Origin of the sequence: Parafrankia elaeagni, from assembly GCF_000374165.1 — a bacterium.
GTDB classification, from domain to species: domain Bacteria; phylum Actinomycetota; class Actinomycetes; order Frankiales; family Frankiaceae; genus Parafrankia; species Parafrankia elaeagni.
The window spans coordinates 1-25,446 of record NZ_KB893759.1 but is presented as its reverse complement, the minus strand read 5'-3'; the positions used below and the strand labels follow the sequence as shown (position 1 = coordinate 25,446).

Here is a 25,446-nt window from a genome sequence, read left to right as displayed (position 1 = left end):
CGACACCGAGAGGGACGCGCCGCAGGCACCGGTCGGACCGGCCGAACGTCCCGACCTGGTCACCGCGCAGCTCGCCGCACGCGCGGAACAGCGCCGCATCGAAGTCACCTCCCTGACCACCGAGACGACCCGCACCCTGGTCAACCCGAACGGCTCCATCACCGTCGAGTCGGCCTCCGGGGTGGTACGGGTCCAGCGCGACGGCCACTGGCAGCCCGTCGACACCACCCTCACCGTGGTCGACGGCAAGGTCCTCCCCAAGGCCATCAAGGCGACCATCGCCCTGTCCGCCGGCGGCGGGAAGCCAGGCGCGGACGTCGCCACGCTGACCGACGGCGACCGCGACGTCGCGTTCACCTGGCCGACCGCTCTGCCCGCACCGGACCTGAAGAACAACGTCGCCCTGTACAAGGGGGTGGCGAAGGACACCGACCTGCGGGTCAAGGTCACCCCGACCGGCTACGACGTCCAGATCGTCGCCCACACCCCCGCCGCCGCCCAGGCCGCCCTCAACCTGCCCCTACGACTCAAAGGCGTGACCGCCGAACGCACCCCGGGCGGTGAACTACGGCTGTCCGCCGATGGAAAGCTCGCCGCCCGGTCCCCCACCCCGCTGATGTGGGACGCCCACGTCGACCCCAAGACCGGCCTGCCCGACCGGACCCGCACCGTCGACGCCACCCTCGAACGCCCCACCACCGCCACCCCGGCGCTGACCCTGCGCCCGGACAAGGCCTGGCTGACCGCCAAGGACCGGCAGTACCCGGTCACCATCGACCCGGCCGCGGTCCTGCCCGACAACCTCGACACCGACGTCGTCAGCACCTCGGCCACCACGAACTACGACACCTATGAATACCTGCGCGTCGGCAACGGGATCGGGCCGGTGCACCGGTCGTTCCTGCGGTTCGACACCACAGGCATCGACGGCAAGCACGTCACCGCCGCCGCCCTCAAACTCACCCAGGCCGGCTCCTACACCTGCACCCCCCAACGCATGGTCGTCCAGGGCTCCGCCGCCCTGTCCTCCGGCACCACCTGGAACACCCAGCCCACCGCCGACGGGATCAACTGGTCCGACACCACCTTCAACGCCGGCGGCTTCTGCGGCTCCGGCGACGTCTCGTTGGACATCACCGGCCTCGCGCAGGCCTGGGCCACCAACAGCACACCCTCCCCGGAGACGTTGACCTTGCGCGCTCCGGACGAGGTGCTGTGGGAGCCGTACAAGTTCTTCGCCTCCGGGGACACCACCACCCCGCCCCGGATCGAGACCACCTACAACTCCTACCCCTCCACCGTCGGCACCCGGTCGACCTCACCCTGCTCAACCCAGTGCGGCGGCACCCCACCCACGGTGCTGACGAACTCGACCACCCCACGGCTCGCCGGCTCCGCGACCGACGCGGACGGCGGCACCCTGCGGCTGGACTTCGAGGTGTGGAACTCCGCCGGCACCACCAAAATCACCCAGGGCTCCAGCGGGTTCGTCGCCCAGAACAGCGAAGCGACCTGGACCGTCCCCTCCGGGCTGCTGACGAACGGCACCAGCTACCAGTGGCGAGTCCGCGCCTACGACGGCACCGACTACTCCCAGAACTGGTCCACCTGGATCCCCTTCACCATCGACACCACCGCCCCCGCCACCCCCACCGCCCTCGCCTCCACCGCCTGGCCCTCCGGCGGCTGGGCCAGCGCCACCTCAGGCACCTTCACCTGGACCTCACCCGGCGGTGATACCGCAGGCTTCCTCTACGGCCTCGACGAACCCTCACCCACGACCTCGACGACCGCCACCACCAGCGCGTCGCTGACCACCGACGAGGGCCTGCACACCTTCTACCTGCGCACCCTCGACACCGCCGGCAACCTCTCCCCCGTCATCTCCTACCCCTTCGGCGTCGGCAACGCCGCACTGGCGTCCCCCGAGGAGCAGTCCCGCACCCAACGATTCGCGACCCTCCGCGGCGAAGCACCCTCATCACAGGTCTCGGTGACCTACCGTTACCGGGTCGGCGCCAACCCCTCCACCGCCTGGACCGACGTCCCCACTGCCGAAACCACCACCCAGGGCACCACCAACCACCCCACCTGGCCCGTCCCCCGCAACGGCGCAGGCACCTTCGACAACCAGATCTGGAACATCGCGGGCACCCTTGGCGGCGGCTCCGACGGACCCATCCAGATCCAGGCCTGCTTCCGCACCACCGCAGCTATCGTCACCTGCACGGACGCGACCACCATCCAGTTCACCCGCAATGCATTCAGCGACACCCATGAGGTCAGCGCAGTCGGCCCAGGCTCCGTCGCTCTCCTCACAGGCGACTACGCACTGTCTGCCACCGACGCCTCCATACCGACCTATACCGGTTCCCTCACCGTCGGCCGCACCCTGACCACCCTCACCCCACCAGCCGCCACCACCGACCCCACCGGCATCTTCGGCCCCGGGTGGACCTCAAACATTGCCGGCCCTGACACTGGCGCCGCCGAACGCACACTGAAAGACAACACTGCTACCAGCGGCTACGTCAGCCTTACCTCACCAGAAGGCGCCCCCTCCGTCTACACCCGCAGCGGCACCGGCGGCTACCCCTACCAATACACCGGCGTCACCGACACCGCCGCCGACGGCTCCACACTCATCAAGGACTCCGCCACCAAATTCACCCATACCGATGCCAGCGGCACCAAGACCATCTGGTATGCCAAGACCGTCAGTGGCTCCACCCTCTGGGTCGTCGACCGCATCGAAGAACTCGGCTCCAACACCACCTCCACCTTCACCACTGACGCTCAGGGTCGGGTCACCCGCATCCTCGGCCCCGTCCCCGAGGGCGTTGACTGCTCCGGCACCCTCGGCTCCGGCTGTCGCGCCCTCGCCCTCACCTACGCTGCCAGCACCACAGCCACTGGCAGCGGTGGAAGTTCGACTGACTGGGGTAACTACACCGGCCAGCTCACCTCCATCTCCATGAGCCTAAACGGCGCCGCCCCTGTCGAGGTCGCCCGCTACAGCTACGACACCACCGGCCATCTCCGCGCCGAGTGGGACCCCCGCCTCGACACCTCGGGTGGAAAACACCTCGCCACCCTCTACTGGTATAACGCTCAAGGCCGCATCCAGGGCTACATTCCCCCCGGCCAGGAGACCTGGGGGTTTGACTATGACAGTTTCGGTCGACTCATCACTGTCAGCCGGCCCCGCCCCGTCGGGGCGGGAACCGCCACAAGCAGGATCGCCTACGGTGTGCCGTTGTCGGGCTCCTCGGCACCCGTCGACATGTCCCCGGGTCGGGTTGACGACTGGGGCCAGCAGGATCTGCCGGCTTGGGGCACCGCAGTGTTTCCCGCCAGCCACGCCCCCGCCAGCCCGCCGACCGCCACCGACTGGCCCTACGCCGACATCACCTATCTGAACAGCGACGGCCGGGCCGTTAACACCGCTGCCTACGGCGCCGGCGCCTGGCAGGTCACCACCACCGAATACGACACGTTCGGCAACGTCATCCGTGAACTGCCCGCGGAGAACCGGAACCAGGCACTGACCCCCACTGCCGACACCGACCCCACCGTCGCCGCCCTCACCGACTCTGCCGCCCGTGCTCAACTCCTCGATACCGACACCATCTACAGTGCGGAAGGCATCGCGCCTGTCGATGCTTACGGACCCAAACACCGCTACATTAGCAACGACGGTGTCCGGTCCTCAGTGCGCCAGCACGTCCATACTGATTATGACCAGGGTGCTCCGCCCTCGGCGGATCCGTACTGGCTACCCACCACTGTGACGACCACTGCCTACACCGGCAGCGCTGAGGTGGACCCCCGTAAAACCATCAACGGCTACGCCGCGAAGACCGGCGCGGATATCGCCACCTCCGGCTGGACCCTGCGTAAGCCCACCACTGTCACGACCTGGATGGGCGGCGGGGCCTCTCCCGATATTGTCCGCGCCATCTACTACAACACCGCCGGCCAGCCCCTCGAAGTTCGCCAGCCGAAGGCAAACACCGCCGGCACCGACGCGTTCACCACTGTCTTCTCCTACTTCACCCCTAACGGCTCCGGCGGCTGCATCAACGCCTCATGGGCCGGGCTGACCTGCTCGACCGGCCCCGCCGCCCAGCCCACTTCCGGAAACCCGCTGCCGGTCATCACCTACACCTACGACAACCTCAACCAGCCCCTCACCAAGGCCGAGACCGTCACCTCCGGTGGCACCACCACCCGCACCACCAACTACACCTACGACGCAGCCGGACGGAAGACCTCGCTGGCACTCGCGGTCAGCCCCGCCGCCAACGGCGGCGCCGCGGTTCCCACGACCACCTACGGCTACAGCACCACCACAGGCTTGCAGACCACAGCGACTGCGGACAGCATCACCCTGACCACCGGTTATGACACCTGGGGGCAGATCACCTCGCAGACCGACGCTGACGGCAACACCACCAGCACCACCTACAACACCGATGGCAAGGTCTCCACGGTCAACGACGGCAAGGGCACCTACACCTATACCTACGACAATGCCACCGAACACCGCGGTCTCGTCACCAGCCTCGACATCGGCGCAGGAACCGCCCCCTCCGTCTTCACCGCCACTCACGACGGCGACGGGAAACCGACTTCCCAGACATACCCGAACGGGATCGTCGCCACCACCCGCTACAACAGCACTGGCCGCCCCACCAGCCTCACCTATACCAAGGGTGCCTCGACCTGGCTCACCTTCACCCAGATCGACAACATCTATGGCCAGGGTCGTGTCATCGAATCCCCCAGCGGCGCCCGTGAATATCTGTACGACGCTGCCGGGCGACTCGGAGTAGCCCGCGACATTCGAAACGACACCGGCAGTCTGCTGTGCACCTCCCGCCGCCACGTCTACGACGCCGATTACAACCGCACCCAGCACATCTCCTACCCCGACGCCGGCACCAATGCCCCCAACCCCACTTGCTCCACCTCCACCACCCCCACCTACTCGTTGAGTTCCAGCTACGACCAAGCCGACCGCATCACCGACAGCGGCTACACCTACGATCTGCTCGGCCGCACCACTGCCGTGCCCGCTACCCACGCCGGTGGTAGCGCCCTCACCGTCGGCTACTACGCCGACGACATGATCGCGTCCGAAACCCAGGGCACCACCACCCGTACCTACACCCTCGACACTGCCCGCCGCATCCGCACCTGGACCCAGGGCACCACCACCTGGACCAACCACTACATCTCTGCCTCCGGGGACAGCCCGGCCTGGATCGGCCAAACCGGCGGCACCTGGACCAGGAACGTCCAAGGCCTTAGCGGAGGCCTCGCCGCGATCCAGGACAGCAGCGGAACCGTCACCCTCCAGCTCACCAACCTGCACGGCGACATCGTCGCCACCGTCGGCGACGACACCGCCGCCACCGCCCCGGCCACCTTCCAAGAAACCCAGGAATTCGGCCAGCCTTACACCCCTGCCACTACTTACGCCCGCTACGGCTGGCTCGGTAGCCAACAACGCTCCCACGACACGCTCTCCGGCATCGTTCTCATGGGAGTCCGCCTCTACAACCCCCACACTGGCCGATTCCTCTCCGTCGACCCCATCTTCGGCGGCTCTAACAACCCATACGAATACGCAGGTCAAGATCCCTACAACGTCTTCGATCTAAACGGAAAATGCTTCATAATTTCCGTATCATGCCCCGCATTTAGGTTTCTATGGATAAAAGATCGTAACGGTTATCACAAATATACGATCAAGGAAAAAGAAAACATTGCGATGGTTTACGCCCGCCAGGACGTCAAGAAGAGGTGGCCGTCTCACAGACTGCAAGAGCAGGTGCACTATAAAAATATTCCGATCGGAGGGGGCCAGAGGGCCCTTCGCATTGTAGATCTATTGGTAGTTGATCTCAAGACTAAAAAGGTCTACATCATTGAAGTAAAGGCAAACAATTCATCCTATACCCGCTCTCAGCAAGCCGCCGATAATTATCTCGCGGCAACATACGGCTGGACGCGGATACTGTGGCGATACAAGGTCGGAGACGGATGGTATCCTAATGCCGTAATCTAGCACCACCGAGCTTCCGTATTTCGTAGGCATCCCATTACCCGACAAAGGGCGATTCTAGGGTAATGGGATGCCTGCAGGGAATGCAAAGGAGACCACGTAACCATGCTTGGGAGTAGCGACCCAGAAGAGAAATCCCGGTACGAGCGGCGCTTTGCGGAGCGACTCTCAAACGAAGAATTCGCAATGCTCGTCGACCGGATCGCTCAGAGCGCGAAATCACGCTCTCCCTGGGCATGTGAACTTCTTTACCAAAGGCTGAGCGTGGAGCAGTCCGACACTCGACGGATAGAACTCATGCGGGCTATGATCGTAGGCTCGTGCCTAAGTTGTCCAATTGATATACTGGTCAAGCTAGCCTCCGTACAGCATCCGAGCGTCTCTGAACTGGCATCAGGCCTCCTGGTTTTGGGGGGGCAGGCCGGGGAGCGAGCTCTGATACTTGAGCTTTCGAAGCTCCGAGGCAATACTCTCGCTACCTGCATCGGTGCGCTGAGGTTCGGATCCGGTCCCGTCGACGCTGCGACCGTAGGTAAGTACACCAACCATCCCAATAAGTTTGTCAGAAGCGGCGCTCTAGGTATTCTTGGGATGCGTGGCGACCCTACCTGCACGCCGAATCTCCTAGAAGCACTAATACGACCGGATGGCTTCACTCGTGAAGCTGTTATCAAGGCTTTGGGGTCGGTCGGCGACGCACGGGCGGTAGATCAAATTCTCGAGCGCTTGAGAGTCGATGCTGCACGTAAATCGAACCCCGATACTCGACTCATCGAGTACGAATTGAACTACATCGCACAGCATTCCCGAGAGCGCCCTGACGCACTCTCTGAAGCACGCACCATCATGATAAAAAATTGGAAGAAACGCGACGGAGAGGAAGTTTTCTGGATCGAGCGATATCTTCCTCAAGTCTCACGGGATTCGCCAGATACCATCGCACCACTTTCCCCCGAGAACATCGCCGCCCTGAAATCGCAAATCATCAAACATCTCCGCGACGGCTTTTATTTTTTCTTACTATAATCGACAACCATCAGTCCTGATGGAAAAGTGATCTGCTGATCGGACAACTGGATGCGGAGTGCGAAGTTAACGACCGTGAATCCGTGGGGTGACCTTGGGGGCGTGGGGTAGCCCCGGGATACGAGGTATTCCGATGGTGGCGGGTTGACGGCTTCGGACTTGCCCGCCGTGCGCAGGTCCCCCTGCGGGCCGCGGCGGTGTTCGCCGATGGTCTGTCCCCGCCGCAGATCGCTGTGCGGCTGCGGGTCTCGAGGAAGTCCGCCTACGCGTGGCAGCAGACCTGGCGTACCGGCGGGGCGCAGGCCCTGCGGTCAAGTGTGATCGCGAACGAAGGCGGCGAGGACTTCGAACCTTGGAAGCGGAAATTACATGGTTCTACCGCGACCTCCGAGGCAGAAAACCGCGTGTTCGGGGACGACGCAGGCCCGCTCGGGCCCGCCGCCGCGGCACCGCCGCACCAACATCCAGATGGGAGTCTCCCCGGTTGCGGTGGGCCAATGGGAAGCGGGAACCCACGCGCCGCGCCCGGACCACGTCGGCCGGCTCGCCGAGGTGCTCGACGTGCCGCCCACCTTCCTCGCCGCCGGTCGCCCCTACGCCCGCCTGGAGAGCTCAGCGGCGCACTTCCGGAGCCTGCGCCGAACACCGGTGAGCCAGCGCAACAAGGCGATCGCCTTCACCGAACAGGTGTGGGAACTGACCTACGCCCTGGAGAAGCGGATCCAGCTACCCCCGGTCGACCTGCCAGGCTTCTCCGCAGGAGAAGTCGTCACCGACGTCGCCGGGACCGATCCGGCCGGAGCCGCGCGGGCACTTCGACAGGCGTGGAACCTAGGCACCGGACCGATCTCGCACCTGGTCCGGACGATGGAGAACCACGGCCTGATCGTCACCCTCGTCCCGTTCGCCGGCACCGCGACGGCCACCGTCGACGCCTTCTCCACCTCCCACCTGCCCCGCCCCGTCGTTGTCCTCACCCCGGACCGCGCCAACGACGTCTACCGTCACCGGTTCACCGCAGCCCACGAACTCGGCCACCTCCTCCTGCACCCGGACACCGCACCCGGCGACGCCATCCAGGAGAAGGAAGCCGACGCGTTCGCCGCCGAACTCCTCACCCCGAGCGCAGAGATCACACCGCAACTACCCGCACGCATCGACCTGCACGCTCTCGACCAGCTCAGCAAACAGTGGGGCGTCTCCGTCGACTCCCTGGTCTACCGCTGCCGGGAAGTCGGCGCAGTCTCGGACGCGGCCTACCGGCGCGCCTACCAGCGCCTCAACCAACTCCGGCAACTCGGCCTCTTCACCCGCGGCCCCGTCGCCGGATACCCCGGTGAGATCCCGATCCTCCTCAACCGCGCCTACGCCCTCGCCGAAGAGCACGGCCTCACCCAGGCCATCCTCGCCAAGGAACTCGCCTGCACCCTTCCCAGACTCCGCCTGCTACTCGGCCATACCGACACGGACACCCGACCGCGGCTCCGCCTCGTCTAGAACTACCGGCCCGGTAAGGTCCGCACCAGCAAGGTCAGAGCGAGGGATGGTCGTGTCCACCGGAAGGCGTATGAAGACTTGAACGGCAGCGCGGATGTCCGCCGCGGGACGCTCGGCCGGAACTGAAGGATCACTGTCAGCAGGCGCCGGAAGACGCAGTAACGGGTTGGTGCTGCGGTCGCGGACGAGCGGACAGCACCTCCACCACCGTGCGCTGGTCGGCCGGGCTGTCGGTGGCGATGCGTTCCAAGGCATAGATGCCGGCGAGACGGATGGATCCCGCAGTCGGCGTCGTTGAGGATCTTGACGGCCTCCGCGTAGAGCTCGCGGACGTAGGTGTTCTCGTTCGCCCGGCGCACCTCGGCATTTACCTGCCCCGCTTCATCCAAGGCGACCAGCGCGACGGCGGCGGGCAAACAGCTGCCGTAGTCAGCAGCTCCATCACGGCACCGAAACCGGAGAGTCCCCCCGCAGAACAAGTCCGGCGGCCATTGACCGACCAATCCTCCGCGCAACTACGCTCCGCAACCAAGATCTGCGGCACGTTCGGGGAATCGAACCAAACGATCAATGCCCCGACCTGGACATCTCCTATTCGATCAAGCATCGGATCTCATAGATTTTACCTATTTGCCCAGGTCAGGGCATTGTTACTCATCGTGGTGGAGGTGGCGGGAATCGAACCCTTCGACCAGCCGAGTGGCCGAGAATGCGAGTAGGCGAAAGTGCCTGCAACGTATGGGGTTTCTGGTCACGGACGGGTGCGGACGATGGTAGTCGAGGGCCTGAAAGTGGGCCGGGTGTCCGCACCATGTCCGCACCAGTGCCCGCACCGGGCGGCGGCATGACGGTGTGACACGGCGTGACCTGCGTCGAGCCGGCCGGACACGATGCGTCGGGCGTGGGACCCGGTCACCTCGTGCTCGCCGGTGAGGAAGACGGGCATTCCGCCGGATGCGGTGCCAGAACTGGTGGCGTCCGAGTCCGTCTACCTGTCGGTCTCTTCGGGTGCCGCGGCAGGCCCCGGGTACGCCTCTAGGGCCTCGATGGCGCCCATGAGGATCGCTTGCTGCGCGTCACCGTAGGTGGACAGGTCCTCTCGTATCCAGGCTGCGACCCACAAGGCCGAGTCGGTGTAGTGGCGCCGTGTTCCGGTCAGGTCGAAGTCGACCCGAGAGGGCGTTTCCTCGGCAGACCGGTCGGGAGCGGAGTTGAAGAGCATGTCGGCGGCCTGCTCCAGCTTCGCCCGGTCCTCGTCGGCGTAGGGCCGTTGTAGTTCGACGTCCAGCACGTCGCCGAGTCGAAGCCAGCGGGGCGACTCCCCGCGCAGCTTGGGTACCTTCCTGATCCTGGCCTGGTCTTTTCGTGCCTCGCGGAGTCCTCGGTGCCGTTTGGGGGTCAGTTCCGGTGGCTCTGCCTCCGGTTCCGACTCGTCCCCGCGGACCGGAGCTGCCGCCGCATCTGATCCCTGGAGAACCTTCTCGGCAGCCTGTCGGGCCTTCGCCATGTCCTTTTCATGCTGGTCGAGATTTAGGGTCAGGAGGATCACCGGTCGCCAACGGCCGGTCATCCCGACCACGCGCCAACCCTGCTCACCAAGGTCGTCGAGCTCCTTCTCCAAGTCCTTCAGCTTCCCGGGACGCCCTGTAACGATGCGGTATCGGTATCGCGCCACGGATGGACTCTCTCGGGGTAACCCAGGAGCTGGGTACGGAACGCACGGATTGACCTGTCCGGGTTGGGCGGGGTCCGGAATGCCCTCCTTTCTGCTGCTGGTAGCGGTCGGGGTCACCGCGGTCCAGACGAGGGCCTAGGCCAGGAACTCTTCCAGGGCAACGTCCGGCCTACTGACCGGCGTCGAGGATGACCGCTCGTCGCCCGCGGCGCCTACGTCGACGCACCCGCCGCCGAGCGGGTCGCCGACCGGGCACGGGCACTCCGGGCCGCGGCCGGCACCCTGTCCGGCCAGGCAGCCGGAGAGGTGGTCGAGGTCGACGACCACGGCCCGGTGGTCCTGCTCGGTCACGCTCTCGAGGTCGCCCGCGACGACAAGGTTCACCTGGCCGTTCTGGCGGCCCGGCTCGCCGAGACCTGGCCCGGCCGGTACACCCTCGACGGCCCCGACGGTCCGGCACCGTGGGCGGCGCAGCAGCTCGGCGCGCACCTACGCGCGGCCGGCGTCCAGGTCGACGACCAGGTGTGGGCGCCCGGCATCCGCGGCAAGCCGACCAACGCTGTCGGCGTGACCCGCGATGCCCTCCGAGAGGCGGTCGCCGCTAGGGCCTGACCGACCTAGGTCTAGGGCCCCCTAGGGCCGGAAACCGCCCCTGACCTGCGCCCTAGGCACCTAGGGCACCCGCCCGCCGGACTCCCGAGACAGCCTCTCCGGAGTCCGGCGGCTGTCGTTGGGGCCTAGCCTCGCCATGCCCCGGACCGGCGCCGATAGGGTGTGCTGATCCCTCTGTGGGGTTGGAATGTGCAGGGGCCGGCGGGCGTCGAACCACCCAATCCGCCGGCCCCGTCCCATGTCCCAGCGCGCCCGGCGCGCCCGGCGCGCGTTGAGTCGGAGTCTTCTTGACCTGGTTGTCCAACAACCTGGTCAACCTTCTTCGGCCAGACCTTTCTTGACCAGGTTGTTGGACAACCAGGTCATGTTGCAGACCGCAGCATCAACCGCCGTCTCGCCACCCAGGCCTGCGCCGGTCAGCCGGCCGGCATCATCGGCCTGGTCGTCTCGCTCACCTGCCCACGCCAAGAGGCAACGCCGCGACCGTCGACCAGCGGTACACCTGCTCGTCCCGGTTCAGGTCGATCAGCTCCACCGCCGTGACCCTCGTCCGCGCCGTTCTCGGCTTGGCCCCGGCGAGTAGCTGGCGGAGAGGCTCCGTGGGGGCATCAGCGCCGGAGTAGGCGACCGACACGTGGGGCGTGAACCCGTCGGCTCGCTCCGGCACCCGGGCGGCCCCCCACACATCACCGATCGCCGATCGGACCGCGGCCCGCAGGATCTCGAGCGGAGCCCAGGGCGCGACCTGGAGCATGACGGCCTCCGGGTCCGCGTCCGCCGGGCCGAGCACCAGGTCGAACGGCGCCAAGTCGCCCACGCGGGACCGCGCCGCCTCCACGATGGCGCTCACATCGCCGTCGGCGACCTCGTCGGCGAAGCCGATGCCCTGCATTGTCAGGTGCAGGCCCTCGTCGGGCACCGGGTCGAGGGTCGGCAGGTCGAGCGCCGCCCGGTAGTAGCCGGCCAGCTCTGCGACCTCCGGCGCGTCATCGAAGGTGACGTGGAAGGTGTAGAAGGAGCGGCCCACCTGCCATCCCGGCCGCCACCACCAGTGATCACGCATCCGGTCCAGGCGGGCGAACGCCTCACGGCGCGCCGCGACATGTTCCTGCTCAGGTGTGGCCATGGGCGGCACGCTAGCTCCGGGCAAGGGCCGGGCGGGGCGGGTTCTCCCAGTCGGCGGCCAACTCGACCAGGCCGCGCATCGACGCGGCGGGCAGGTACCGGCGGCCCTCCTCGAGAAACTGGCCGGTGCGCACCGCCACGGTGGCGATGGGCCGTGCCGCGGAGATGGTGAGGGCCTGTCCGACGAGCTCGGCGGCCCGGTCCGGCTCGCCGGCGGACAGGAACGTCATGGCGATGTCGATCCGGGTCAGGGACCGCGGCCCGGCCATTCCCGCGGCGTCGAACCGGGCGAGCGCGGAGAACGCGAACCGGCGGGAGCCCTCCACATCACCGGCCGACAGCAGCGCGGTGGCCGCGTTCCCGTCGATGCGGGCCGAGCAGTAGCCGTCCAGCGCCAGGCAGGGGCTCACAGCGCCGGGCGGGTAGTCGGCGGCCAGCTCCCGCGCCCGGTCGACGGCGGCCAGGACCGTGCGGGTGTCACCGAGCCGGCCGGCGGCCCGTGCCTGGCCCTGGACGAGGAGCCGGGCTTCCTGTGGCCCTCCACGGCCGTACTCCAGCCCGTCGACGGCTAGGTCGAGGCAGGTGCGGTACTCGCCGGCGTAGTACTCGGCGAGGGCCTGTGTGCCGCGCACCCACGCGCGCAGGTTGTCATCTTCGACGAGGTCGGCGAGTTGGAATGCCTCGTCGCAGTACGCCCGCGCGGCGGCCATGTCGCCGCGGTCGACGGCCAGCGAGCCGAGCAGGCCAGACAGGCGGGCAGCGACCCCGTACAGGCGGGCACGCTGGCGGAGGGTCTGGCGTCCGTCACACAGCCCGTCGACCCATTCCCGTTTCTTCACCAGCCGCGGCACCAGCACCAGCGGGCCGAGCCGCTCGTACTCGCCAACGGCGTCCTTGGTCATGCGTTCCAGCTGGTCGAGGACGCTGTCGGAGACGTTGGTGGAGCCGGCTCTGCGCATCCGGTCGAGGATCTTCATCGTCGGTTCGAAGATCGGTTCACCGGCGGCCCTGCTGTCGGCGCCCGGAGGTAGGCCGGGCCGCAGACCAAGCTCTTCAGGGGTGGCTCGGAATAGGCGGGCAAGCAGGTCCGGGTAGGGCGGCCGCGGGGCGGCAGTTCCTCGTTCCCACCTGCTGACGAGGTTGCCATCGGCGCCGACGCGCACCCGTAGCTCGTCCCATGCAAGGGCCGAGAGGGCCTCTGCCAGCTGGCGCTGATTGAGGCCAGCTGCTTCCCGGCGGCGCCGAAGTTCGCGCCCGAATGCGTTGTCCTGCATGGCACCTCCAGCCCTGAAAGTAGCCGGGCTGGTGCGGGGTGTGAATAGGCCCTCACGTGGTCTAGGCGCTCGCCGAGTAGTTCACGTGCACGCCTATCTCACGGCCTACACCGGCGACGCCGGGGCGGCGGAGGTGAGACGGAACGCTCCATTTACGTGACCCGCGGTGGGCACGACCCGACCCCCTCGTCGAGCCTGGAGGCTCCCATGGACACCAGCACCGCCATCGCCACCCTGGAGCAGGACTCGGACGGCCGGGAGGACATGCCCGACCCGTTCGCGGTCGCCCCGCGCGCGGTCGAGATCTTCGACGCGATCCGGGACAGCGGCGAGTTCGACCGGCTCCGCGCGTCCACGCTGAAGTACCCCGACTGCTGGGCGACCTTCACCGGCTACCCGATCATCGCCGAATGGGACCTCGACCAAGACGGCGAGCACCTGTTCGACGAGGCACTGAAGGTCATGGCGATGAAGGCCGCGGTGTACGAGCAGACCGGAGACGAGCGGCTCGCCGAGCTCGACGTGTCCGCCCCCGTCGACGAGATGGTCCACGCGCTGACTGCCCAGTTCACGATCCTGTCTCGGATACAGACCGAGCTGGACGTCGTGTTCATCCACAGCACCGACAACGAGCGGTTCCAGTACGACACGGACGGCTACACCGACCAGGTGTACGCCGCGGCGAACTGGGGCGTCATGCCCCGCCGGTACTGGATCGGCCAGCAGGAGACCCAGCGCCGCCTGCGCGTCCTGTTCGAGCACTACGAGTCCATCGGCGTGCAGCAGGGCGGCCGAGCCCACTACTTCACCTTCGGCCACAGCATCCCGACGGGCTCCTAGCCGACCGCGGCCAGCGCCGCCCGCAGCGCCTCCACCACCACCTCCGCCGGGAACCGGTTCGCCGCGGCCCGCTCGGCGTCGGCGAGCACCTGATCGACCTGCCCCGTGCCCGCGCTGGCGTGGCGGACCACCGCCGTCATCCACGCGGCGAGCTCCCCCGCCGCGGCCGGCATCGGGCCCGGGGCAGGTCCCGCAGGCGCTTCCACGGGCCACCGTTCGCCGGCGGATGCGTACCGGCCGGGCGGGTGTCCGATCTTCTCGGGGTGGACGCAGACCGGCACCCCGGTGGCCAGATCGCGCCGGTAGCCGCGGCTGGTGTCGTACCTGCTGCCCGGGCCCGGCCCGTCCGCAATGTCGAACCGGCCCCGGTCGTGCACCTGCCCGGGGCACACCGCACACAGCGCATCCTCATCCCAGGGACGATCAATGTCAGTGTCGCCGGACGTCACCAGCCCATCATTGCCAGCCACCGAACCAGGGCGGGATCCCACCCGCAGGTCCGTCCTTGCGCCCCCGCGGCATCCGATCGTCGTCGAGGCCCTCACGATCGCGCGCCGCTGGTGCGACGGCCACGAGATCGACGGCGCACCCGCGATCACACACGCCGTCCGCGTCGCTGACCTCCTCGGCCAGCACCTACCCGACGCGCCTCCCGCGCTCGTCGCTGCGGTGCTGCTGCACGACGTCCCCGACTACACCGGCCCCGAACAGTTCGGCGCCGAGGTCAGCGACCGCTGCGGCACCGACACGCTGATCGCCCTATGGCTGATCCACGGCGAACACATCGCGATGGAGCAGCACCGGCACGACCCTGACGGCGCCGTCCACCGCCTGTCCCAGCTGCGCCCGGACATCGCGGCGGCGCTCGCCGCGGACAAGGTGATCAGCCTGACCTACGTCCTCGGGAACGCCCGCCAGGCGCCGGACATCCGCGCCTACTGGGCGGCGCGGCGCCCGTTCCTGCTGCTCGTCCCGTACCTGCGCACCTTCCTGAAGGCGACCGGCCCCCAGCTCCCCGATGGCCTGGCCGACGAGCTCGGCGGCCTGCTCCGAGAGGCCCGCCGAGCGCTCGTACTCGCAGCCCACGTGCCGACGATCCGACCCCACGCCGCGCGCCCGGCATGATGACGGTGATCGGGCCTGCCCGGGTGATCGACCTGCGGCTGTCCGCGGGCATCTCTCGAGACGCGCTGCTGGCAGCGATTCTGGACCGGGTTCCGGCCGACGGGCGGCTGATGTGGACGCGGACGTGCGAGGGTGACGCCCTGGACCACCTGCTCGTCTGGGAGAAAGACCTGCCGGCCTCGATGGGCCGCTGGCCCGGGACGTGACAGTGAGGATGTAGGCGAGCCCCGCACCGGCCCGTCACGTGACTGACTGTGGTGTCCTGCGATCGATCTGCCGGCCGTGTCGGTGCGGGGCTTGTGTGCACTCACCGGGCGGGCGGGTGACCTCTGCTGTCGCTTCCTGCCCGCAGCGCCGTGAGGCGCTGTCGGCATTCGGCACGTTTGGCGTCGACGGGGTTTGCGGGGTCGTGGTAGGTCACGCCGTGGTGGTGGCCGACGACGGCGTCGGAAAGCGCATAGCGCAGCCCGTGGGTTTCCAGAGCGAGGGAGGCGGGGCCGAGCGTGTCAGCGAAGCCGGCGAACCGCTCGTCCACGCTGAGGATCAAACCGGCCGACAGGCCGATGATGTCGGCGACTCGGCGGAAGACCGGGGTGTTGGCAACGAGGGTGCACGCCGGGTGGCATCGCCGCTTGTGCACCCCGGGAAACGACCGTGCCGGTGGTAGTCCGACACTTGCCCACAGTTCGTGACGGCGTCCCGCCCAGATGTCGAGACTGGCCCCCGCCCCCTGGTGCTGTTCGAGCCAGTGAAACCGGGCCTGGACCGCCCACAGGTCCGGTTCCGCGGCCAGGTCGGCGAGCATGACGCCCAGGCAGTCAGGCTGGGTGAAGGTCACGTCGCAGTCCAGGAACCACAGGTGCGATGCGTCCTCGTGTGCCAGCACGAAGGCACGCAGGACATCACCGTGGCTGTTGACCGCCGACTCGGCCGCCGGCCACGGTGAGAGTTCCCACGCCACGGCGAGATCCTGTGCCGCGGCCCGGAGATCAGCGAGCCCGTCGTCGGTGGAGTGGTTGTCGAGAACGGTGATCCGCAGTTCCCCGCCCTTGATGCGGCTGTCGTGCGTCGCGGCCAGGGTGCGCAGCGCGAGCTCGGTGAACTCGGAACTGTTGTGGTTAACAATGCAGGCTTCTACGAGTGTTGCTGCCATGGCCTCGTTCCCGCTATCCGTATGTGCCACCAACGGGCACCCAGCTGCTTGACATCCATAGGAGCATCGAACTGCCCGCCCCAACGAGGATGGTTTGCGGGTCCAGTTGTGCCGTTCCGTCCAGAGCTGGGGGCCATGGGGTAGCCCTGACTCATGGCCCCTGCCGCCGTCCGGCCGCCGGCAGGCCCGGCCGGGGCGTCCATGGGGTCGGGCTGACTCATGGGGTCGCCCGTTCGACGGGCTGTGCCGTTTCATCAACCGGTTGATCGATGGGTCGGGCGTGATGCAGTTGGTCGATGGGTCCGTCGACGAGGTCGGGCCGATGCTGGTCGATCCACTCGTCGATGTCGTCGGCATCCCAGCAGCGGGCCGACCCGACCTTGCCCACCGGGGCCGGCCACCCGTCGGTGTGGGTGAGCTGGCGGACCCGTTCCCGGGACAGGCCCATGCGCCGGGCGATCGCTCCCGTGGTCCAGACGATGCGGCGCCGGCCGTCGGGGTAGCGGACGACGTCCAGGCCGCCGGCCCGGTCGACCACCGGCTTTCTCAGGGGTGGGGTGTCAAGGGTTGGCAGCCACGGGCGGCTGGACGGGCAGGCCCGGGTTCCGCGCTGCGGCGGGATGGGCCCGCGGGGACGGCCTTCACGGGCGGGCAATGTCCAGTCCATGACCAGCCAGTACCGGCGCCATGCGGTGGTGGTGGACAGGCCCAGTGCGCCGGCGGCGGCACGTAGCGACAGGCCGCGGAGCATCGCGCGGATGACGGCGTCGCCCTCGTCGAGCTTCACGATGTCCGGGGTCTGGCGGCGCAGGTGCGGGATGGGGCCGCCGCGGGGCCGGGGGGTGGGGGGCATGTGGTCCATGGGTGTTTCACCTCCTACGTCATCCCGGGCGGCGCAACCCGAGGGCGGGTCGTTCTGGTCGACCGGGTGTTCGACTCATGGGGTCGAGGTGTTCGGTCGGTCGGCGGGTTCCGGAAGGCCGGTGAGGCGGGCGGCGGCGTCCGGGTCCAGGGGATCCGCCAGCGGTCGTACTCGTTGGCGGACCATCCGGCGGCGGTGAGCTCGTCGTGGGTGAGGCACCGGCGGTGGTCGGAGTGGCCGGTGCGGTGCTGGTCGAACGAGTGGGTCGAGGTGAACGTGAGGTGGCATCCGGCGCAGTGCGCGACCCCGGCGCGGCGGTGAGGGGCCATCGGGCGCCGCACCGGCAGGACGCGGACGCCTGTTCCCGGGGCGTGGTGTCGTGCTGTGAGCCGAGTTCCGCGCGGTCCGGGGTGAGGGGGATGGAGGCGGGTCATTCGTCGTCCTTGTCGGCGTAGGTCAGGGTGAGCTGTGCGGTTGCCGCCGCCGCGGCGTCCGCGAGCACCTCGAGGGCGGCCGGGCGTAGGTGGGTGGCGCAGCCACTGCCCAGGCCGAGCGCGCGGCTACGCGGGTCGGTGAGCGGCCGCCCGCACCGCCGGCAGACGGCCGGCTCGGAGATCGTGGTGGTCATCGGGATGTCTCCTGGTTCTCGCCGTCGAGCCGGCGGAGCTTGCGGCGGTTGCGGGCGTCAACGCCGACGGCGCGGCGGGCCCTCTTGGTCTGGTTGGCGGCGCGACGGCGGGCGGCGTCGATGGCGGCCTGGACGCGGTCGAGGGACTCGGCGGTGATGGTGGCGGCAGACGTGGTGATCATTCGACAGCCCCACGTCGATAACCGCGAGTGACATGCAGCGAGATATGTCCTCGGAGCGCCGCGCAAGTACGTCCCTGTCTTTCCGGCGGGTGCGTACCACTGACGCTCCGACGGACCGTCAGCAAGAAAGTCCAGGTCAGGGCTGCTGTCGGGGGCCCGTGGTGCGTGGTACGCAGCCCCCCGCTGCGGCGCGTACCACGCGGACGTGGGGATGCCGGTGGTACGCAGACCAGCCGAATCCTGCGTACCACCGGTTTTCCCAGGTCAAAGGCCTTATCGGCTGTGGTACGCACCCCCGGGCAAGAGAGGGAGGTACATACGGGGACGCCGGAAGAGATAAACCCGCTGGGGCGACAGGCCATCACGTACCGTCACCATCCGGTGTGGGGGTGTCCTCGTAGAACGGGACGTCGACGATGCCGGGGGCGAAGATGTAGACCCTGCTGCGGGTGCCGTTGACGTATCGGTTAGGGACGTGCGCCGGCCGGAACTTCTCGTCTTTGACCAGGGCTTCGACCTCGACCCATCCGGGGGCGACCGCGTCCAGTTCGATGCCGCGCCGCTCGAGCGCTTCCCGCAGCCGTCCCGCGAACAGAGCGACGCACTCTCTGCCCGCCTCGACCGTCACCCGGCCGATCCACCCCGCGGGGGGCTGTATGCGGTTGGTCTTCGGCCACCACAGGCCGTTCGGGTTGGCCGCGACGAACTCGCGGACGGCGTCCAACGCCATCTCGGGCCGATTGTCCGCGGGATCGTCCGCAACCAGCAGGTCCCGCCAGATCTCCAGGGGAAGAGGACCGAACGGGACGATGCCCCATCCGCAGGCGCACCGGTCCGCCAGCACCAGTGCGGCGACCATTGGTGCGCGGCGCCCGGACATGCCCGTGGTACCGGCGAGCTGGCCGGACAGCTCCTCATGTCGGGCCCGGATGCGGTCGGCGGCATCTTCGCTGGCGAGTTCGGCGACCAGGCGGGCGGCGAACTCCGGGCCGGCGGTGCCGTAGTTGCTGGTGACCCCGGTGACGATGTCCCGGGCGGCCTGCCCGTTGTCCGGCGTGTTCTCGCCCATCGGCGCGGTGCGCAGCGACAACACCCGGGCCGCGGCACCCTGACTGCTGGTGAACGAGAGCGCGGGCCGTTCCCCGGTCGAGATGACGACGGTTTCCCAGGGCAGACCGGAGGGCCAACCGCCGCCGCGGTGCTGCCCGTGGTTCTTCGGGACCTGGTACAGAAGCGTGTCGACAACGCCGGGGTCTTCGACGAGCTGTGACTCGTCGAACGGGACGGGGATGCCGCGGACAATGTTCAGCCGGTACTCGGCGGCGAGCATCTTTGTCTTCCACGTGTACATGCCGTCGGCCTTCTCCCCCGGGTCCGCCCACGGAGACAGCCCGACACGGGCCGCGGTGGTCTTGCCCCTGCTGCTGGCTCCGGCGACGTCGAGCACGAACGAGTCGACGTTGAGGACTCGGAGCAGGGCGGCGGCGAAGCCGGCGGCCAGCACCGCCCGCACCGCCGGGAAGGACTCCACCGACTTGATGGCGGCCTGCCAGTCCGCGAGGGTGCCCGCGGGATGGTGCGCGGCCACGTACGGGGCCTGCTCGGGGTACTTCGGTTCCAGAGGGCGCGAGCCGTCCGCGGCGGAGAGGAAGGACCCGTCGGGCTGCCAGCCCAACCAGCGGGCGAGATCCTGCGGTGGCATGACCGCCTCGTTCGCGGCCTCCACGGTGGCCAACCAGCGCTCCGCCGTCCTGGCGTCGGCCTCGATGATCGGGATGCCAGCGTCGCCGAGAGCCTGCACCAGCCTGCGGCCGGACTTCATCGTCGACTTCGGGATGGTGCGCCGGACCCACCGGCCGCCGGTACGCCACGCCAGCTCGACGCTCTGCGCACCGTCCGGGTCGAGGAGGACCCGGACGGGCACCAGCGGGGCGTAGGCGGCGCGCAGCACCGCACCTTCAGCCGGGAAGAACAGCACCCCGTCGTGGCTGACATCCCACTCGTCGGGCACCGTGAACCCGTCGGGCAGACCGAGGCCCTTGGCCCACGCCATCTCCACCCGGCGCAGGCCGCGCGCCTCGGCGCGGTCCCGCCGGTCCGCCTCGGCGCGGTCCCGTTCCTGCTGGTCTCGTTCCTTCGCGCCCCGCTGGTGCGCCCGGTCGAACTCGCCCTTGGTGATCAGGCGATCCTTCGGGCCGCCGGCGGTGAGCCGGTCACGGAGACGCCCGACGACACCGAAGTCCGTGCCGTTCAGGCCGAGCTCGTAGATCTCGGCGCGCACCCGCTCCGACCGCTCGTTCACGTCGTCGATCGCGGTCAGGGCGGCGGCCAGGGCGTCAACGTCGACCGGTTCCACCGGGGGCGCGGAAGGCTGCTGTGCGTCCTGGACGGCGTCGAGGATCTCCTCGTCGCTGACACCGTCGTCGTTGTTCAGCACGGGGTCCTTCCGGGGGTCTGTAGGCCGCAGGCAACAGCGCGGGCGGCGGCGGCGAGGGACAGGCCGCGGGCATGGGCCGCGCGGATCAGCGGGACGACGAGGACATCCCGGTCGGCCTCGTAGGCGATCTGACGGGCAGCCCAGACAAGGCGGCCTCCGAGCCGGTCGACGGGGCCGCCGTCAGCGACGAACCGGGCGAGCCGATCAACGTCAGGTACCGACATGTCCAGCGGTGGGGCGATCGCGTGCCATGCGGCGCGGACATCCCCGCCGTGGACCAGGTGGGCGTAGACGTCGAGCTTGGTCAGCGCCTCGGCGGCGGGCAGGGTCGAACCGGTCGTGTGGACCCACAGCACCGGCGGATCGTCGTGGGACTGCGCGCTTGTCCCGGCCGTCTTGCCCGGCCGGGTCCAGTGCCGCTCCCCGTGGCCGTCGTCGCGGCAGCAGCGCCACCCGGCCGGTTCCAGCAGCACGGACCAGTCCGTCTCCGCCGACCAGCGGGCGGTGACCTCCGCCGCGTCACCGCCGCCGGAGGCAGGCACCACGGGCCCCGCCGCGGTCCGCGCCGGGGGTGGCGGGATCAGGGCGGCGAGCTCGTCGAGGCCGTACCGCGGCCCGGTCGCGATGATCTCGACGACCGGCCGGTCCGAGTACTTGTGGTTGACCGTCCCGGGGAGCCGGAGCACACGGGCGAGATCACCGGTCTGGTCCACGTGCCATCCGCGCGCCCGGCCCCGGTCGCGGAGCAGGTCACCCCACCCGCGGACGATGCCGCGCGCCTCGTCGACGTCCAGGTGCTCATGCCGACGCAGAACCCACCACGGGTGGATGCCGCCGCCGGTCCACACGGTGAACGTCGGGTCGGGCAGGCCGGCGAGGATGCCGAGCGCCTCGGCACGAGTCGGGGGCAGGGGAAGGCCAGTATCCGTGGTGGTGGCGTGCGCGCCGCCCTGGACGTCGAGGTCGCCGGCGAGAGCGACCAGGCCGGACGTGTCTGCGGCACCGCCCCGGCCGCGGGCAGGGACTCCCCGGAGGAGCTGGACGCCGGCGTACACGTCGGCCCCGGCGTCACCGATCCGCAGACAGCGCGCGGCGACGGCGTCCAGGTCGGCATCCGGGCAGGCGAACCGGGGCACGAACCCGTCTCGACCGGGGACCCGGTGCGGCGTGGACAGGACGCCCGCCCGACGGGTCCCGCCCTCGCAGACCAGCGCGGTCAGGAGCTCGACGGCGTGGTCGTGGCGGCTCACCGGCGAACACCACGGGCCGTGTCGATGACCGGCGGGCCGAACACATCAGCCACGATGTCCATCGTTTCGGACAGATGTTCGACCGGCACCGCCCAGTGCCCGGGTACCCACCGGGCACCCGGCAGGGTCCGCAGGCTGTCCCGAAGGTCCGCGCCGAACGGGGCGGTCACCCGCATCACGTCGCCCTCGACCTCGACACGGGCACGGCCCGTCGTACGCTGTACGGGATCTACTCGGCCGCCCGCCTGCTGATCTGCGCGAGAGCCACCTTCCCGCCGGAGGTGGCCTCTTTCGTTCTGGGAGTTCACTCGGTCTGCCCTTGGAATCGTCGGCACGGTCGTGGTCGGCGACGAGGGCTCACCCGGCGCTCACCGCCCCGTCCACGCCTGCGGGCTCGACGTCCAGCAAGGCCAGGATCGGCCGGGTCGGGACGATGTACCGCGACCCGTGACGGATCACGGGCACGGGGAACTGGCCGTCGCGGATCAGCGCACGGGCCTTCCACAGCCCCATGCCGAGGGCACTGCCCGCCGTCTTGACATCGGTCGTCGCGGGCAAGGCCCGGAGCTGCCGGGAGGTCCACTGGCCACGTTTTGGCTGGATCTGCGGTGTCATGCCGACGGCTGCCGATCGGCCTCCGCCTGCTCCTGCCCGGCGATCCAGGCATCCACCACCTCACGCCGATAGAGGACAGCGTTGCCGACCCGGAATCCGCGCGGTCCGTAACTGCGGAGCCGCCAGTTCCTGATCGTCCCGATCGGCCTGTGCAGCTTGGCCGCGAGATCCTCCGTGGTCAGGAACTCCTGTCGCTGCTCTCGCGCGTCCGCGCTCACGGCATCGTCCACAGGGCCACCTCCCTCTCATTGATGCATCTGCATCAACGCGACAGAGTGAACCCGCGTGATCCACCTCCTGTCAAGTAGGGGGATCTTTGCCTACGTGTGGGGTATCGTCCGGTCACATGACACCGGATCACACCGACTCACGCTCACTGCGCACGGTGATCGGTGAGGGCGTGCGCCGAGTACGGACCGCGAGGAAGGGCGTCCGACAGGAAGATGTCGCCAAAGCCGCACGCTCCTATGGCCTGAGCTGGGACTACTCCCGGGTAGCCGCACTCGAACGCGGCGAGAAAGCGATCAGCGCAGAGGAGCTTGCGCTTCTGCCCGACATCCTCTCGATCGCGTGCGTCCGCCTGGTGAAGCTGCCGGACCTGATCGACCCGGACGTTTGGGTTCAGGTCGGAGACCGGGTCATGCCGGGGTCCGACCTCATCAAGATCTACGCCGGGCAAGGTGCTCTCAGGGCACAGGCTGCGCAAACGAACCGCGACGACTGGGTCCGACGCAACGTCGAGGTCACGCGAGCTTGGGATGACAGAGACAGGCTCATGCGACTCGGCGCCATCGCCGACAACTCCGACCACTTCGACCTGCACGCCCTAGTGGCCTCGGCAACCGTCGGTCTGACCGAGGAAAGAACCGCCCGCCGGATCGGTGAACGCCCCCTGGTTGTGGCCTACCTGTCGCGCATCCTGTGGGGTCGCCCGCTCGGCGAACAGCGAGACCGGCTGGTCTCGGAACGCGCCGACGCCGGAGACGACCCGGCACGTCTGCGTGCACTACGGGGCCGGGTCACCCGACAACTGATCGACGAGATGACAGCGGAAATCGGACGGCGAGAGGCCCATGGCGACCTGTACGCCGAGCACGCACGCCACGTCCAGCATTGGTTGCGGATGCGCGACAAGTACCACGCCGTGTCGGCCACGTCCGACCCGGAGCTTCATCAGTACCGGGTCGACACGGACAGCCCGGGCTCGATCGATGAGTGGCTGACCAACACCAGCCGCAGCGAGATGGACGTTGCGGAGCGTTCCGTTGCCGACGTCCGTGAACAGTTCCGCGAACTCGGCTTGCCCCTACCGGCCCTGCCGGACGGTTTCCCGAACCTGGACCCGGACGTGAGCGCGCTGGCACAGGTGGCCGCTGCCAGCGAACCACTCGGTGCGGCGGACGCACCCGACACGAGCGACATCGACCCGACCACCGAGGACACCAGTGAAGATCACCGCTAAGCACAGGTGCGGGTGCCGCCACCCGGAGACCAAGCAGAAGTACCCGGCCGGGACCTGCCCCGACCGCACCAAGCGTGGACACGGCTTCTACTCCGGCGAGTTCCGCGTGCCGAAAGAGCTCGTCGCCCTGGCAGGCACGGACCGGGTCCGGTTCAAGGGCGCGACCCGCAAGGAAGCCGAGGCCGATGGAGAGGCGAAGTGGGCGGCGATCCGCGCCGGTCAGCAGCACATCGGCAAGCTCACGGTGAGCGTCTATCTGGACGACTGGTTGGGCAGGAAGAACGCGCTGCGGCCGACCACTCGGGCCCGCTACGAGCAGTTCATCCGGCTGCACCTGGTGCCGTTCCTCGGAGAGATGCCGTTGGCGGGTCTGCGCTCCGAACACATCGACACGGCGCTGAAGCTCGCGGTGAAGGCGTCTCAGGAGCGCCCCGGGCGGCCGGTCGGCCCGGCGACGGTGAAGGACGTACTGGAGATGCTGCGGACCGCGCTGAACGACGCGGTCCGACAGCGGAAGCTCGACTTCAATCCGGCGAACGGTGTTGAGCTGGCGTCGTACTCGACGCCCGAGGTGGAGCCGTGGGAGGCCGAAGAGGTCGGCCGGTTCCTCGACGAGGCGGCCGGCGACCGGCTCGCCGCGGCGTACGAGCTGATCGCGTTGCATGGCCTGCGCCGGGGTGAGGTGTGCGGGGCGACCTGGCCCGGACTGGACGAGGACGCCGGAGTACTCGTGGTCCGCCAGCAGATCACTCGGTCCGGTGCATCGCTCGGGGTGTGGGCGCCGAAGACGAAGTCCGGCCGCCGGAAGGTCGACCTGGCGAAGGTCACGGTTGGGTCTCTCGGCGTGCACCGGCTCCGCCAGGACGACGAACGCGAGGCCGTCGGGCCAGCGTGGGACAACGGCGTTCTTCCCGACGAGCACGGCCGCCCGGTCCAACTCCGGGATCTGATCTTCACCCATCCGTCGGGCCGGCACCTGGCGCCGGAGTACCTCACCCGGCAGATGCAGCGAATCGCGCGGCGGGTCGGCCTGCTCGGCACGGTGCGGGTGGCTACGGAGTCCGGCGACGACATGGTCGTCATCGGCACCCGCTACCAGCCGGCGGCGGGCGTGTGGACCCTGTACCGGAACCGGCTGCCGGTCGGACAGGTGACCGTACTCGGCATCGCCGCCCAGGGCGCCCGGTCGGTACTGCGCCTGGCCGAGCCTCTGCCTTTCGACCTGGAGGTGGGAGACGAGATCGGCGAGCGGCTGCTCTCCCCCAAGCGGCTACACGACCTTCGACACGGGTCGGCGTCGATCATGCTGGGCGAGGGCATCGACATCACGACCGTGTCCAAGATCCTTGGTCACTCTTCGACGTCGATGACCGGGAACACGTACGCGCATCTGCTGCGGTCGACCGGGCAGGCGGCGGCGGAGACGGTCGCCGCGGCGATGACTCTGCTGCTTAATTCGGCTGGGTGTCGTGGGTGCGGCATGATCTCCTGTGCGGTCCGGGTCGCCTCGTGGGCCGCGGGAGGTGGGGCACATGTCGTTGCAGCCGAAGGGGCTGCCGGAGATCCCGGCGCAGACGGTGGCGGTCGCGCGGGCGGCGTTCCCGCGGGGGACG

23 protein-coding genes and 1 pseudogene are annotated in these 25,446 nt (G+C 68.6%); 10 read left to right on the top strand and 14 right to left on the bottom strand.

What is annotated here, in order from left to right; all coding sequences use genetic code 11:
* Positions 1-235 precede the first annotated feature (235 nt).
* From B207_RS42410 to B207_RS0125650, 4 genes and pseudogenes are all read left to right on the top strand, one after another.
* Positions 236-6,073 carry a DNRLRE domain-containing protein gene (locus B207_RS42410; protein ID WP_268258217.1) on the top strand — a complete coding sequence of 1,946 codons (5,838 nt, stop codon included), beginning with the start codon at positions 236-238 and terminating at the stop codon, positions 6,071-6,073.
* Positions 6,074-6,175: 102 nt separating this feature from the next.
* Positions 6,176-7,096 (top strand): HEAT repeat domain-containing protein, encoded by a 921-nt coding sequence (locus B207_RS38945; RefSeq protein WP_084692326.1) that lies wholly within the window; start codon positions 6,176-6,178, stop codon positions 7,094-7,096.
* Positions 7,097-7,240: 144 nt separating this feature from the next.
* Positions 7,241-7,410, top strand: a pseudogene (locus B207_RS43165) (helix-turn-helix domain-containing protein); the annotation flags it as partial.
* Between the two features lie 55 nt (positions 7,411-7,465).
* Positions 7,466-8,593: an XRE family transcriptional regulator gene (locus B207_RS0125650; RefSeq protein WP_326829041.1), complete on the top strand. Its 1,128-nt coding sequence runs from the start codon at positions 7,466-7,468 to the stop codon at positions 8,591-8,593.
* A 988-nt stretch (positions 8,594-9,581) separates the two neighbouring features.
* Here B207_RS0125650 and B207_RS0125645 read toward each other — a convergent pair.
* Positions 9,582-10,214 (bottom strand): hypothetical protein, encoded by a 633-nt coding sequence (locus B207_RS0125645; RefSeq protein WP_018639536.1) that lies wholly within the window; start codon positions 10,212-10,214, stop codon positions 9,582-9,584.
* 360 nt (positions 10,215-10,574) lie between these two features.
* Here B207_RS0125645 and B207_RS0125635 point away from each other — a divergent pair, with 360 nt between their 5' ends.
* The gene (locus B207_RS0125635; protein WP_018639534.1) at positions 10,575-10,880 is read left to right on the top strand and encodes a hypothetical protein; all 306 of its coding nucleotides are present in this window, start codon (positions 10,575-10,577) and stop codon (positions 10,878-10,880) included.
* 451 nt (positions 10,881-11,331) lie between these two features.
* Here B207_RS0125635 and B207_RS0125630 read toward each other — a convergent pair whose 3' ends face one another.
* Both B207_RS0125630 and B207_RS35600 read right to left on the bottom strand, forming a co-directional pair.
* Complete coding sequence (locus B207_RS0125630; protein WP_018639533.1) at positions 11,332-12,006, bottom strand: 2'-5' RNA ligase family protein; 675 nt, start codon at positions 12,004-12,006, stop codon at positions 11,332-11,334.
* 10 nt (positions 12,007-12,016) lie between these two features.
* A complete protein-coding gene (locus tag B207_RS35600) occupies positions 12,017-13,279 on the bottom strand; it encodes a helix-turn-helix domain-containing protein (protein ID WP_084692325.1) in 1,263 nt (420 codons plus the stop codon).
* 207 nt (positions 13,280-13,486) lie between these two features.
* Here B207_RS35600 and B207_RS0125620 point away from each other — a divergent pair, with 207 nt between their 5' ends.
* Positions 13,487-14,119: a hypothetical protein gene (locus tag B207_RS0125620; RefSeq protein ID WP_018639531.1), complete on the top strand. Its 633-nt coding sequence runs from the start codon at positions 13,487-13,489 to the stop codon at positions 14,117-14,119.
* Here the strand turns inward: B207_RS0125620 and B207_RS0125615 are convergent.
* Positions 14,116-14,568 carry a hypothetical protein gene (locus tag B207_RS0125615; RefSeq protein WP_154675624.1) on the bottom strand — a complete coding sequence of 151 codons (453 nt, stop codon included), beginning with the start codon at positions 14,566-14,568 and terminating at the stop codon, positions 14,116-14,118. The two genes, B207_RS0125620 and B207_RS0125615, sit on opposite strands and share 4 nt — an antisense overlap.
* Between B207_RS0125615 and B207_RS0125610 the strand changes: the two genes are divergently transcribed.
* Positions 14,546-15,244 carry an HD domain-containing protein gene (locus tag B207_RS0125610; protein ID WP_035742304.1) on the top strand — a complete coding sequence of 233 codons (699 nt, stop codon included), beginning with the start codon at positions 14,546-14,548 and terminating at the stop codon, positions 15,242-15,244. The two genes, B207_RS0125615 and B207_RS0125610, sit on opposite strands and share 23 nt — an antisense overlap.
* Positions 15,245-15,249: 5 nt before the next feature.
* A complete protein-coding gene (locus B207_RS0125605) occupies positions 15,250-15,450 on the top strand; it encodes a hypothetical protein (RefSeq protein WP_154675623.1) in 201 nt (66 codons plus the stop codon).
* A gap of 101 nt (positions 15,451-15,551) precedes the next feature.
* Here B207_RS0125605 and B207_RS0125600 read toward each other — a convergent pair whose 3' ends face one another.
* The 10 genes from B207_RS0125600 to B207_RS35585 form a co-directional block, all read right to left on the bottom strand.
* A complete protein-coding gene (locus B207_RS0125600) occupies positions 15,552-16,397 on the bottom strand; it encodes a glycosyltransferase family protein (RefSeq protein WP_018639527.1) in 846 nt (281 codons plus the stop codon).
* 217 nt (positions 16,398-16,614) lie between these two features.
* A complete protein-coding gene (locus B207_RS40810; protein ID WP_018639526.1) occupies positions 16,615-17,259 on the bottom strand; it encodes a helix-turn-helix transcriptional regulator in 645 nt (214 codons plus the stop codon).
* Positions 17,260-17,273: 14 nt separating this feature from the next.
* Positions 17,274-17,588 (bottom strand): FDXHR family putative zinc-binding protein, encoded by a 315-nt coding sequence (locus tag B207_RS43160; protein ID WP_018639525.1) that lies wholly within the window; start codon positions 17,586-17,588, stop codon positions 17,274-17,276.
* 101 nt (positions 17,589-17,689) lie between these two features.
* Positions 17,690-17,887, bottom strand: a complete 198-nt coding sequence (locus B207_RS0125585; RefSeq protein WP_018639524.1) for a DUF6011 domain-containing protein — start codon at positions 17,885-17,887, stop codon at positions 17,690-17,692.
* Complete coding sequence (locus tag B207_RS42405) at positions 17,884-18,069, bottom strand: hypothetical protein (RefSeq protein WP_018639523.1); 186 nt, start codon at positions 18,067-18,069, stop codon at positions 17,884-17,886. Before B207_RS42405 ends, B207_RS0125585 begins: the two co-directional genes overlap by 4 nt.
* Before the next feature lie 361 nt (positions 18,070-18,430).
* Complete coding sequence (locus B207_RS0125575; RefSeq protein WP_018639522.1) at positions 18,431-20,506, bottom strand: DUF927 domain-containing protein; 2,076 nt, start codon at positions 20,504-20,506, stop codon at positions 18,431-18,433.
* Positions 20,500-21,756: a hypothetical protein gene (locus B207_RS0125570; RefSeq protein WP_018639521.1), complete on the bottom strand. Its 1,257-nt coding sequence runs from the start codon at positions 21,754-21,756 to the stop codon at positions 20,500-20,502. The genes B207_RS0125575 and B207_RS0125570 overlap by 7 nt, the downstream gene beginning before the upstream one ends.
* Positions 21,753-21,926 carry a hypothetical protein gene (locus B207_RS0125565; RefSeq protein WP_154675622.1) on the bottom strand — a complete coding sequence of 58 codons (174 nt, stop codon included), beginning with the start codon at positions 21,924-21,926 and terminating at the stop codon, positions 21,753-21,755. The genes B207_RS0125570 and B207_RS0125565 overlap by 4 nt, the downstream gene beginning before the upstream one ends.
* A 187-nt stretch (positions 21,927-22,113) precedes the next feature.
* Positions 22,114-22,314, bottom strand: coding sequence for a hypothetical protein (locus B207_RS0125560; RefSeq protein WP_230205220.1), 201 nt, complete (start codon positions 22,312-22,314; stop codon positions 22,114-22,116).
* A gap of 53 nt (positions 22,315-22,367) precedes the next feature.
* Entirely contained in the window at positions 22,368-22,601 is a 234-nt protein-coding gene (locus B207_RS35585; protein WP_018639518.1) for a helix-turn-helix transcriptional regulator, read from the bottom strand.
* A gap of 116 nt (positions 22,602-22,717) precedes the next feature.
* Here B207_RS35585 and B207_RS0125550 point away from each other — a divergent pair, with 116 nt between their 5' ends.
* Together B207_RS0125550 and B207_RS35580 are read left to right on the top strand one after the other, a co-directional pair.
* Positions 22,718-23,833 carry a hypothetical protein gene (locus tag B207_RS0125550; RefSeq protein WP_018639517.1) on the top strand — a complete coding sequence of 372 codons (1,116 nt, stop codon included), beginning with the start codon at positions 22,718-22,720 and terminating at the stop codon, positions 23,831-23,833.
* Positions 23,817-25,446, top strand: a 1,630-nt coding sequence (locus B207_RS35580; RefSeq protein WP_018639516.1) for a site-specific integrase, incomplete at its 3' end; no start/stop codon positions are given. The genes B207_RS0125550 and B207_RS35580, both read left to right, overlap by 17 nt.

Coding starts and splice junctions, on each gene's coding strand:
- B207_RS38945 (WP_084692326.1), top strand. CDS start 6,176: ATGCTTGGGAGTAGCGACCCAGAAGAGAAATCCCGGTACGAGCGGCGC.
- B207_RS0125650 (WP_326829041.1), top strand. CDS start 7,466: ATGGTTCTACCGCGACCTCCGAGGCAGAAAACCGCGTGTTCGGGGACG.
- B207_RS0125600 (WP_018639527.1), bottom strand. CDS start 16,397: ATGGCAGCAACACTCGTAGAAGCCTGCATTGTTAACCACAACAGTTCC.
- B207_RS35600 (WP_084692325.1), bottom strand. CDS start 13,279: ATGCAGGACAACGCATTCGGGCGCGAACTTCGGCGCCGCCGGGAAGCA.
- B207_RS0125610 (WP_035742304.1), top strand. CDS start 14,546: ATGTCAGTGTCGCCGGACGTCACCAGCCCATCATTGCCAGCCACCGAA.
- B207_RS0125585 (WP_018639524.1), bottom strand. CDS start 17,887: ATGACCACCACGATCTCCGAGCCGGCCGTCTGCCGGCGGTGCGGGCGG.
- B207_RS42405 (WP_018639523.1), bottom strand. CDS start 18,069: ATGATCACCACGTCTGCCGCCACCATCACCGCCGAGTCCCTCGACCGC.
- B207_RS0125620 (WP_018639531.1), top strand. CDS start 13,487: ATGGACACCAGCACCGCCATCGCCACCCTGGAGCAGGACTCGGACGGC.
- B207_RS43160 (WP_018639525.1), bottom strand. CDS start 17,588: ATGGCCCCTCACCGCCGCGCCGGGGTCGCGCACTGCGCCGGATGCCAC.
- B207_RS40810 (WP_018639526.1), bottom strand. CDS start 17,259: ATGGACCACATGCCCCCCACCCCCCGGCCCCGCGGCGGCCCCATCCCG.
- B207_RS0125630 (WP_018639533.1), bottom strand. CDS start 12,006: ATGGCCACACCTGAGCAGGAACATGTCGCGGCGCGCCGTGAGGCGTTC.
- B207_RS0125550 (WP_018639517.1), top strand. CDS start 22,718: ATGACACCGGATCACACCGACTCACGCTCACTGCGCACGGTGATCGGT.